The 11,000-nt window shown below is 72.6% G+C and carries 5 protein-coding genes; all 5 read right to left on the minus strand.

Going from position 1 to position 11,000, the window contains the following annotated elements; all coding sequences use genetic code 11:
• Positions 1–7: 7 nt before the first annotated feature.
• Positions 8–1,180: a cytochrome P450 gene (locus QBL25_RS04980; RefSeq protein ID WP_409055749.1), complete on the minus strand. Its 1,173-nt coding sequence runs from the start codon at positions 1,178–1,180 to the stop codon at positions 8–10.
• 49 nt (positions 1,181–1,229) lie between these two features.
• A complete protein-coding gene (locus QBL25_RS04985) occupies positions 1,230–2,759 on the minus strand; it encodes a tryptophan 7-halogenase (RefSeq protein ID WP_409055750.1) in 1,530 nt (509 codons plus the stop codon).
• Positions 2,760–2,828: 69 nt separating this feature from the next.
• The gene (locus tag QBL25_RS04990; protein ID WP_409055751.1) at positions 2,829–4,115 is read right to left on the minus strand and encodes a cation:proton antiporter; all 1,287 of its coding nucleotides are present in this window, start codon (positions 4,113–4,115) and stop codon (positions 2,829–2,831) included.
• Entirely contained in the window at positions 4,116–4,343 is a 228-nt protein-coding gene (locus tag QBL25_RS04995) for an MbtH family protein (protein WP_409055752.1), read from the minus strand. It abuts the gene before it with no gap.
• 47 nt (positions 4,344–4,390) lie between these two features.
• Positions 4,391–10,918, minus strand: a complete 6,528-nt coding sequence (locus QBL25_RS05000; RefSeq protein ID WP_409055753.1) for an amino acid adenylation domain-containing protein — start codon at positions 10,916–10,918, stop codon at positions 4,391–4,393.
• Positions 10,919–11,000 lie beyond the last annotated feature (82 nt).

The raw sequence follows: 11,000 nt of genomic DNA on the forward strand, positions 1-11,000 counted from the left end.
GACTCTCCTACCAAGTGACCGGCAGTGTCTCCACGCCGTACGGCGCCTGCGTCCGGAAGCGGATCTCCTGGGGCGGCACGGCGGAGCGCAGCCCGGGAAAGCGGTTCAGGACCGCCAGATAGGCGCTCTTGAGTTCCATCCGCACCAGGGAGGCCCCGATGCAGTAGTGGATGCCGTGGCCGAGCCCCACGTGGGCGGTGGCCTCACGGGTGATGTCGAGGACGTCCGGTGGCGCGCCGGGGGGCCGGACGCGGTTGGCCGCGAACAGCGAACAGGCCACCTGGTCACCGGCCTTGATGACCTTGCCCGCCAGGGGGACGTCCTCGCGGGCGGTCCGGGGCGACGCGGTCGGGATGATCGACAGATAGCGGATGAACTCCTCCACCGCCTGGTCGATCAGGTGCGGGCACGTCCGCAGCAGGGCCAGCTGATCGGGGTGTTCGAGCAGCGCCAGGACGCCGAGGCCGAACATGCTGGCCATGTTCTCGACGCCCGATCCCATGACGAACGCCGTGAGGCCCACGAGTTCGTCGTCGTCGATGTCGTCGCCGTGCGCGCGCACCAGCCTGCCCAGGAGGTCGTCGCCGGGCGCGCGCCGGTTCCGGGCCACGAGCTGGTCGACGTACGCGAGATAGGCGGCGCCCGCGGTCATCTGAAGCCGCCGGCCGCGGAAGGCGGGGCGGCTGACCTTGAGCAGCCGCGCCAGCTCCGCGCGGTCGTCGCGCGGCACGCCGAACAGCTCGCACATGACGAGACCCGGGACGGGCCAGGCGACGTGCCGCATGAAGTCGGCGGGCCGCCCGGCCTTCTCCAGGGAGTCCAGGCAGTCCGCCACGACGGACTCGACGGCGGGTTCCAGGGCGCGCATCCGGCGGACCGTGAACTCCGGCGTGAGCAGCAGCCGCAGCCGCGAGTGGTCGGGCGGGTCGTACTGGATGAGGTTGCCCGCCTGGACCGGCCTGCTGCCGCCCGCGGGCGGGGCCGTGCTGAACCGCTCCGCGTCGCCCAGGACCGCGCGCACCTCGTCGTGGCCGGTGACGAGCCAGCCCGTCGACACGTCAGGACCGTCGACGAGTTCGATCTCGGAGAGCGGTTCCCGCGCGCTGAGTTCGCTCAACTCGGGCAGCGGGTCGAGCCGGTCCCTGCGGTTGTGCATGGAGAGGTCTGACGGCCGCGCCATGCGCGGACCTCCTTCTTCGAGTGTTCTTCAGGTGGTCTTCAGATGGCCTTCAGGCGGGGTGCGCGTCCTGTGCGGGTCCGCTCCGGGTGGTCGCGGGCAACTGCCAGAACATGCCGTCGGGTGACGGCACCAGACCGCCGCCGAACAGCGGGGCCTCCGCTTCGGCGTCCTCCCCGAGGAGGGCGCGCATCTGGACCTGGCCGCCTTCCTGCATGACCTCGCGCACCACCGAGGACTTGAACAGCGGCACCATGCTCCCGTCCGGGCTGCCGGCGAGTTCGTCGACCGCGGCGGCGAACTCCTGGGAGCCGGAGGAGAAGCGCTTGGCGAGGATCTCGGCGTCGGTCAGGACGCGCTCGCCGGAGGAGACGCCGCCGATGAGCTCGACGAACGACTGGAGTTCGGGCCGCTCGGCATGGGTGACCTTCTTGGCCTGCCAGAAATACGAGTCCTCGTCGTGGTGCATGTCGTAGAAGGAGAGGAGGAATTCGTAGAACACGCCGTACTCGCGGCGGTAGCGCGCCTCGAACTCCTTCATCGCCCGGTCCTCGTCGACGCGTTCGGACAGGACGCTGTTGATGGAGCGGGCCGCGAGCAGCGCGCTGTACGTCGCCAGATGGACGCCCGAGGAGAACACCGGGTCGACGAAGCAGGCCGCGTCCCCGACGAGGACCAGGCCGGGGCGCGAGAACGTCGTCTGGTGGTACGAGTAGTCCTTGCGGACGCGCAGCCGGCCGTACGGACCAGTGGTCACCCGTCGGGCGTCCGCGAGGTATTCGCCGATGAGCGGGCACTCGTCCACGAGCGCCAAAAGCGCCTTCTCCTGGTCCCCCTGGATCTTCTCCGCCATCTCGCGCCGCACCACGGCGCCGACGCTCGTCAGGGTGTCGCTCAGGGGGATGTACCAGAACCAGCCGCTCGGGAACGCGACCGACAGGATGTTGCCGGAGTTGGGCTCCGGGAGGCGCTTGCCGCCTTCGAAGTAGCCGAACAGGGCGAGGCTGCGGAAGAACTCCGAGTACTCGCGGGTGCCGCCCACCCGCTGGTATATGCGGCTCTTGTTGCCGGAGGCGTCCACGACGAACGTGGCGAGCGCCCGGCGTTCGCTGCCGTCGGCGTCGGTGTACGTGACGCCCCTGACCCGCTCGTCGTCGGCGACGACGTCCAGGACCGCGCAGCCTTCGCGCACCTCGGCGCCCAGCTTGCGGGCGTGTTTGAGCAGGATGTCGTCGAACTTCGACCGCTCCACCTGATAGGCGAAGGACGTCGGCCCGCTCATGCGCGGGGAGACCGAGAAGGAGAAGGTCCAGGGGTCCGGGTTGGCCCCCCAGCGGAAGGTGCCGCCGCGCTTGCGCGGGAAGCCCGCCTTGGCCAGTTCGTCCGCGACACCGGTCAGCCTGCACACGCCGTGCACGGTGGACGGCAGCAGCGACTCACCGATCTGATGGCGCGGGAAGACCTCCTTCTCCAGGACGAGGACCCGCCGCCCCTGCATGGCCACCAGGGCGGCCAGCGTCGATCCGGCGGGCCCTCCGCCGACCACCACCACGTCGAATTCCTCGGAATGCGGCAAGGTCATCCCACCTCCCCCTTTCGGTGCTCCGGATTTCCGGTGCTCAATTGAGTCTGAAATCGCGCCGCTCGGCCGTCAAGGCTGTCCATCCGCCGGTACGGGAACGGTCTTCTTTTCCGGGGAGCGCGCGATTTCCTGTTTGTGCCCGCGCTTTATCAGGGACAGCAGAGGCCCCGTCATGAAAGTGGTCACCAGGGCCATGAGGACGAGGACCGTGAAAAGCGGCGGTCCGATGATGCCCGCGTTCAACGCGACGTTCAGGACGATCAGTTCGGTGAGGCCGCGGGTGTTCACCAGTGCGGCGACGGTCGCCGCACGGCAGGTGTCCATGCCGCTGATCCGCGAGGCCGCGTACGCCGGTCCGAGCTTGCCGAGGACGGCCACGGCGAGGATCAGCAGCAGCAGGAGGCCGCCCGCGCCGTCCAGCGAGCCGATGTTGAAGGACAGCCCCGTCGTCACGAAGAACAGCGGGAGCAGCAGGTCGGAGGTCTGCTCCATGGGCCGCAGCACGTCCGCGTCCGGTACGCCGTCCCTGCGGGGCATGGCGAGCCCGGCCAGGAGTCCGCCGAACACGGGGTGCAGACCGAGCTCCGCGGTCACCCAGGCGCTGCCGAGCGCGAGGCCGAGCGCGATCGTGAGCTGGTGGGACATCACCGCCCGGGAGCGCCGGAGCCACCAGCCGAGCACCGGGCGCACCAGCAGGAACAAGGCCGCGGCGAACAGGCAGATCAGGAGCAGCGCCAGCTGCCACGGCCGGCCGGTGGCGTGTCCGGTGCCGGCCAGCGCGGCGGCGAGGACCAGCCAGGCCACGACGTCCATGAGCCCGGCCGCCGTGGTCGCCACCGTGCCCTCGGGCGTGCCCGCCAGGCCCCTTTCCCGGACGATGGCCGCGAGCACGGGCAGCGCGGTGACGGACACCGCCACGGCCATGAACAGCCAGAACGCCCTGCCGTCCGCCCGGCCCGGCTGGACGGCGTCGAACGCCCCGTGGAACAGCCCGGCCGCACCCACGCCCAGACCGGCGGGCACCAGGAACGCGCACAGCGCCACCGTGGCCGCCGCCCTGCCTCCCTGGCGCAGCTGGCGCCAGTCCATCTCGTACCCGACGACGAACATGAAGATCACGATGGCGATCTGGGAGAGCACCGTCAGAAACGGCAGCACGTCCGGCGGGAAGAGCCGCGCGGTCGGATCGCCCGGCAGCCGGCCCAGGAGCGTCGGCCCCAGGGCGATACCGGCGACGATCTGGCCGATGACCGCAGGCTGGCCGCAGCGGCGGGCCAGCGCCCCCAGGAGACGCGAGACGATGACGATGACCGCCACGTCGCCGATGGCCACGGTCACCAGCGCTTCGGTGTCCACCTACGACACCGCCGTCTCGTTCCTGTTCATCTCCGCGACGAGGCTCTTGGGTCGCATGTCCGTCCAGTTCTCCTCGATGTAGGCCAGGCATTCCTGCCGGGTGCCTTCTCCGTGCGCGGTGGTCCAGCCTTCGGGGATCTCGGCGAACGCGGGCCACAAGGAGTGCTGTCCCTCGTCGTTGACGAGAACAAGGAAGGTGCCGTCTTCGTTGTCGAACGGATTGGTCATCGTTCAGTCCTTTTCGGTCGCTGCTTTTTCGGTTGCTGCCGTGTCGGTTACTGCGGTTTCGATTGCTTTCCTGTGTTGAGTTTCTGTGTGACGACGCGCGTGATGCGCGTAAGGGCTTCGGGTTTGAGCATGTCGTAATGGCCGACGGGCACTTCGTGCGTCTCGATGTCGCCCTCGACGAAGGGGCGCCAGCTCGCGACGGCGTCCGCCACGGTCCGGTCCTCGGTCCGGTCGGCGGCGGCCACGAAGAGCAGCAGGTTCCCGCGGGAGGTGCGGGGCGTGTGGTCCGGCGCGAAGCCCGACATGTTGCGCACGACCGTCTCCAGGTTGGAGAGGGCCTGCTCGCTCATGCCCGACGACCGGTAGAGGGACGCCACGTCGGCGCCCGGCCCCTGACGCAGCACGCCGTAGCCCTCCGAGGTCTCTCCCTCCTCCTCGCCGCGGAACCGCGATTTGGCCGCGCCGCTGCCGGGATAGGCGTCGAGCAGCGCCAGGAGCGCCACTTCTTGGCCCAGTTCCTCCAGGCGGGAGGCCACGGCCTGCGCGAGGGTGCCGCCAATCGACCAGCCCAGGAGGTGGTAGGGGCCCTCGGGTTGGACCGCGCGGATCTCGTCCGCGTAGTCGGCCGCCATCTCGGCGATGCTGCCCGGCAGTTGCTCGGGGCGCGCGATCCCGCGCGCCTGGAGGCCGTACACCGGCAGGTCCCGCGGAAGGTGCGACAGGAGCGTCGCGTAGGTCCAGCTCAGGCCCATGCCCGTGTGCAGGCAGAACAGCGGGGGCCGGTCGCCCTCCGGCCGCAGGGACAGCAGGACGCCCAGATCGCCGCGGTTCCTGCCCAGCCGCCGTCCGGTGCCGGTGTCCCGCTTCCCCGCCCGGTCCTCGGGCAGTACGGCGACACGGCCGGCGTTCGTCTTCTTCGCCCGTTCGCCGGTACGGAACATGCGCTCTCCCGAAGCGCCGAAGGGGCACGCGACGAACCGCTCCCCCGTGCGCCCCGCGGCGTCCGCGTACCCGCGGGCCAGCGTGCCGCCCGCCAGGTAGAGGTCGCCCGTGACGCCCGGCGGCACCGGACGCAGCTGTTCGTCGAGCACCAGGGCGCGGGTGTCCAGGACCGGCGTGCCGGTGCGCGGCTCCCACCCGGCGGCCTGCTCGGCTCGTTCCCGCCCGGCAGCCGGCTCGGCTCCCGGCTCGGCTGGCGTGCGGTCCTCCAGCCAGACGCCGCCCGTCTCGGGCACCCCGTAGCCGCACGTCAGCGGGGCCGAGGGGGCGCTCTCCCGCCGGTGGCGCACCTGGTCGACGGCGCGCGGATCACCTGCCACGTCCATGACCAAGGCTTCGGTGACCGGATCGAGCAGGTCGGGGGTGGTCACGGCCCAGGGCGCGGCCTCCCGGGCCCCGAACTCGCCGGGCAGGCCGAGCCGCACGCTCCCTCCCGCGCAGAGCGCCGCGAGCAGTGGCGTCACGAGCGCCGCGAACGGGGCCCTGGTGTCCAGCAGCGGTGTCGCGCCCAACGCCGTGGAGGCCTGCATGCGGTACGCCGTGTGGGAGGCGAGCGTGCGGTGCTCCAGGACGGCGCCCGCGAGGACCAGCGCGGGGTGCCCCGGCAGGGCGCGCCCCGCGGATCCGCCCAGCTCCGCATCCTTGCCGGTCCCGTTGCCGGTCCCCTCCGGCACCGGCTCGTCGAGCACCACGACCGGAAGCGTGGTGTCGGCGGGCAGCGACGCGGCGTACGGCCCGGAGCAGACCAGGAGCGCGCCTGCCGCCAGTTCGGCGTGCCGCGGCGGACGTGCGGGATCGTCGGCGAAGGTGACGGCAGCGCCGGATTTCAGCACGCCCAGCAACGCGACGACCAGAGCATTGCCGGTCGGCTGCGCCACCAGGACGACGCGCTCCGGGCCCGCTCCCCGCTCGGTCAGCCGCCGGGCGAGGCGTTTTGCCGCGTGGTCCAGTTCCTCGTACGTCAGGGAGCCCCGCGGATCCGTGACGGCGACCGCGTGCGGAGTGCGGGCCGTCCGCTCGGCCAGCATCTCCACCACGGTGCGCTCCGGACGAGCCGCCTCGGCGGCGTCGGCGCCCGCCACCAGGCGGCGGGCCTCGTCGGCGTCCAGCAGTACGTCGACCGTGCTCAGCCGCCGCTCCGGATCGGCCGTCACCTGCTCCAGGACGCCGATGAACCGCTGGGCGAGCGCCTTAGCGGTCGATTCCTCGAACAGTTCGGTGGCGTAACGGAGCCGGCCGTCGACACCGCCGAGGTCACCGTCGGGTTCGTAGCGCTCGGTGAGGCTGAAGGCCAGGTCGAACTCGGTGGGTTCGGTGCCGAGCTCCAGGCGTGTGGTGCGCAGACCGGGCAGCTCCCAGGGGTCCCACGGCTCGTCGACGCTGTCGTCGACCTCCAGGAGCACTTGGAACACCGGGTGGCGTGCGAGCGAGGGCGGCAGTTCCAGGGCGTCCACGAGGCGTTCGAAGGGCACGTCCCGGTGCTCGCGCGCCTCCTGGTTGCTCCTCAGGACCCGGTCGAGCAGCTCGCGGAACGTGGGGTCGCCGCTCGCGTCCGTACGCAGGGCGAGCGCCCCCGCGAAGGGGCCCACCAGCGTTTCGAGTCCGGACTCGTCCCGGCGCGGGATCCGCGTGCCGATGGTGACGTCGGTGCCCGCGCCCAGGCGTGCCAGCAGCAGCACCAGAGCGGCCTGCACCACCATGAACGTCGTCGTGCCGTCGTCCTCGGCCAGGTCGGCGAGGCGGCCGTGGGCCTCGGGACCGAGCCGCAGCGGGACGGCTCCCGCCCGGTGCGAGGCGACGGCGGGTCGCCGCCGGTCGGCGGGCAGCTCGATCTCGGCGTCGATGCCGGCCAACGCGTCCTGCCAGTAGGAAAGTTGGTCGTTGACCAGGCTCTCGGGTTCCTTCTCGCCCTGGAGGAGCCGGCGCTCCCAGAGCGCGTAGTCGGCGAACTGGAGGGGCAGCGGGGCCCGTTCGGGCACCCGGCCCTCGCGGCGTGCGCCGTACGCGGTGGCCAGATCGCGGACCAGGACGTCGAGCGAGGTCTCGTCGGCGGCGATCCGGTGCACCACCAAGAGCAGGACGTGGTCACCGTCCGCCAGGCGGAAGAGCGTCTGCGTCCACGGCGCCTCCTGGCCGAGGTCGAACGCCTGCCCGGCACGGTCGGCCAGCAGGTCCGGCAGCTGCGCCTCGGCCGCCCGCACCACGGACGGGGCCGGACGGGCCGCGGCGGCGTCCAGGACCCGCTGCGCCATGGCGCCGCCGCGCGTTCCCCCGAAGGTGGTGCGCAGGATCTCGTGGCGCGCGGCGACGTCGCCGAGGGCCGCCCGCAGCGCGTCCCAATCCAGCTCGCCGTCGAGCCGCAGCGCCACCGGGATGCGGTCGGTTCCCGCCCTCTCGTCCAGCCGGGACATCAGCCAGGTGCGGAACTGCCCGGCGGTGAGCGGGACTTCTTCGCGGCGCTCGGCCGGTTGCAGCACGGGCCGCGCCTTCGTGGCGAGCAGCCGGGCGACGCCCACCGGGGTCGGCGAGCCGAAGAACTGCCGGATGCCGAGCTCGGCGTCGAACTCCTCACGGACCCGTCCCGCGAGACGCATCGCCAGACCCGAGTCGCCGCCCAGATCGAAGAAGCTGTCGTCGGGCCCGACCCGCTCCAGCTCCAGCACCTCGGCGAACAAGCGGCACAGCGTCTCCTCGGCCGCGGTCTGGGGCTTGCGCCCGGAGACGCGCTCGGCGAAGTCGGGGGCGGGCAGTGCCGTCCGGTCGACCTTGCCGTTGCGGGTCACGGGCAGGGCGCCCAGGGCCAGTACGGCGGCCGGGACCATGTAGTCGGGCAGGGTCGCGGCGGCGTGGGCGCGGATGTGCTGAGGGTCGATGGTGCGCGTCCCCTCGGGGACGACGTAGCCGACGAGGCGGCGCTCCCCTGGACCGTCCTCGCGGGCGACGACCACGGCCTGCGCCACGTCGGGGTGGGCGGACAAGGCCGCCTCCACCTCACCCAGCTCCACCCGGAAGCCGCGGATCTTGACCTGTGCGTCCGCGCGCCCGACGAAGACCAGATGCCCCTCCTCGGTCCAGCGCACCAGGTCGCCGGTGCGGTACATCCGCTCGCCGGGCAGGTAGGGGCAGGCCACGAACCGCTCGGCGGTCAGGCCTCGCCCGTACCAGTAGCCCTGCGCCAACCCGGGCCCCGCCACGTACAGCTCGCCGGTCACCCCCGGCGGCAGGGGCCGGAGGAACGCGTCCAGGACGAGTGCCCGGCGCCCGGGCAGCGGCTCCCCGATCGGCAGTACGGGGCCCAGGGCGTCGCCCGGCTTCAGCACGTGCCAGGTCGCACACAGCGTCGTCTCCGTCGGCCCGTACAAGTGGCGGACCGTGAGGTCCGGGCAGGCCTCCCGCACGCGGGCCACCGACGCGGCCGGAACGACGTCGCCGCCGGTCAGCACCTCCCGCAGCCCCGCGAAGCAGTCGGGCCACTCATCGGCGAGCACCCGGAACGCCCCCGCGGTCAGATGCACCGCCGTGACCCCGCCCTTCACGTGCGCGCGCACCTGCTGGGCGTCCACCACGCCGGGTTCGGCGACCACCACACGGGCTCCGGCGGCCAGCGGGACCCAGATCTCGTAGAGCGAGGCGTCGAAGGCGTGCGGGGCGTGCATCAGGACGGCGTCCGTCGGGCCGGTCCCCCAGCCGCGCTCCCCCACCAGCGACGCCACGGCGCCGTGCGGCACCGCCACGCCCTTGGGGGTGCCGGTCGAGCCCGAGGTGTACATCACGTACGCCACGTCCCGCGCCGCCGGCGGGACGACGGGCTTGTCGGCCCGGCAGGCCGCGAGGGCCGAGCGCACCCCCGGGTCGTCCAGGACCACCAGACGGGCCGCGGCAGGCTCCGGGACGAGATGACGGCTCGCGGCCGTGCACACCACCCGTACCGTGGAGGCGTCCTCCAGCACGAACGCCACCCGCTCCGCAGGCCAGCCCACGTCGACGGGCACATAGGCCGCGCCCGCCCGCCAGATGCCCAGGAGCAGCGCCACCAGGTCGGGCGACCGCTCCGTCAGGACCGCGACGCGGTCGCCGCGCCGCACGCCCCTGCCCGCCAGATACTGGGCCCAGCGGCCGGACTCCGCCCACAACTCCCCGTACGAGAGGTTCCGTTCGCCCTGGACGGCCACCGCGTCCGGCGCCGCAAGGACGCGTCCGGCGATCAGGTCCGGCACCACCTCGCGCGCGGGCCGCAGGGCAGCTCCGTGTCCGGCGGCCGCCATCGCCCCCAGGCGTCCCACCAGCGCGGTGGGATCGGCGGCCATCTGCTCAAGGACCCGCACCAGCGCGGCGAGCGCCGCGGCGGCGACCGGCCGGTCGAACAGGTCGGGCCGGTACTCCAGCTTCACGTGCATGCGGGTGCCGGGGCCGACGACCAGCGTCAGCGGGTAGTGCGCCGCCTCGCGGGTGAATCCCGCCGGGCGCAGCGAGAGACGCTCGCCGTCCGGCGTCGCGGAGTCGGCGGGAGGCTGGGGGAAGCTCTCGAACACCAGGAGCGTGTCGAAGCCCGCTCCCGGGCCCGCGGCCTTCTGGATCCGTGACAGGCCCAGGTGCTGATGGGCCATCAGCGCGGACTGGCGTTCCTGCACGTCGCGCAACATCTCAAGGACCGGCTGATCGCCAGAGAGCCGTACCCGCACGGGCAGCGTATTGATCAGCAGCCCCACCATCGACTCCACGCCCGGCAGCTCGGGAGGTCGGCCCGCCACCGTCGCGCCGAACACCACGTCCGTGCGCCCGGCGAGCCGCGCGAGCACCAGCGCCCACGCGCCCTGCACCACCGTGTTCACCGTCAGGCCCTGGCTACGCGCCAGCTCCCCCACGCCCCGCGTGACCTCCTCGGGGAGGTCCTCGCCCACGTTCTCGGGGAAGACCGGGAGCCGGTCGGGGACGGCCGGCGCCACCAGCGTCGGTTCGTCCGTGCCCGCGAGCTCCGCCTGCCAGGCGTCCCGCGCGGCTTCCTTGTCCTGGCGGGCGAGCCAGTTCAGGTACGCGCCGTAGGAGGTCGTGCGGCCCAGACGCGAGGCGTCGCCGCCCGCCGCGTAGATCGCGGAGAGTTCACCGATGAGGATCGGGGCGGACCAGCCGTCCATCAGGATGTGGTGGCTGGTGACGACCAGGCGGTGCCGGTACTCGCCGGTGCGGACCAGGAGCAGGCGCAGCAGGGGCGGCACCGCCAGATCGAAGGGCTCGGCCCGCTCGCTCTCCGCCAGGCGTTCCAGCGCGGCGGCCCGTTCGGATCCGCCGAGGCCCGACACGTCCTCCGTGCGCCAGGGCAGCGCCACCTCGCGGGCGACGACCTGCACCATCTGGGCACCGCTCACCTGCCGGAAGCAGGCGCGCAGGGCGGCGTGCCGGGCCAGGAGCGCCTCCCAAGAGGCCCGCAACCGGCCCGGGTCCACGGGCCCGTCGACGTCGAGCGCGGACTGCACGGTGTACACGTCCGGACCCTGGTCGTCGAAGGCGGCGTGGAAGAGCAGCCCTTCCTGAAGCGGCGACAGCGGCCACACGTCCTCGACCGGTGATCGGGTCATCTCTTCTCTCCTCGGAGCTTCGTCGTCTCGGGGCGTCGTCGTCGCGGAGCCTCAGGCTTTCGGGGCTTCAGGGATGGGGTGT

It is taken from the genome of Streptomyces sp. SYP-A7185 (assembly GCF_046103685.1).
Lineage (GTDB): Bacteria > Actinomycetota > Actinomycetes > Streptomycetales > Streptomycetaceae > Streptomyces.

What these genes read in the sequence shown, in the direction of transcription:
- QBL25_RS04980 (WP_409055749.1), bottom strand. Translation starts at nt 1,180, where the DNA reads ATGGCGCGGCCGTCAGACCTCTCCATGCACAACCGCAGGGACCGGCTC.
- QBL25_RS04985 (WP_409055750.1), bottom strand. Translation starts at nt 2,759, where the DNA reads ATGACCTTGCCGCATTCCGAGGAATTCGACGTGGTGGTGGTCGGCGGA.
- QBL25_RS04995 (WP_409055752.1), bottom strand. Translation starts at nt 4,343, where the DNA reads ATGACCAATCCGTTCGACAACGAAGACGGCACCTTCCTTGTTCTCGTC.
- QBL25_RS05000 (WP_409055753.1), bottom strand. Translation starts at nt 10,918, where the DNA reads ATGACCCGATCACCGGTCGAGGACGTGTGGCCGCTGTCGCCGCTTCAG.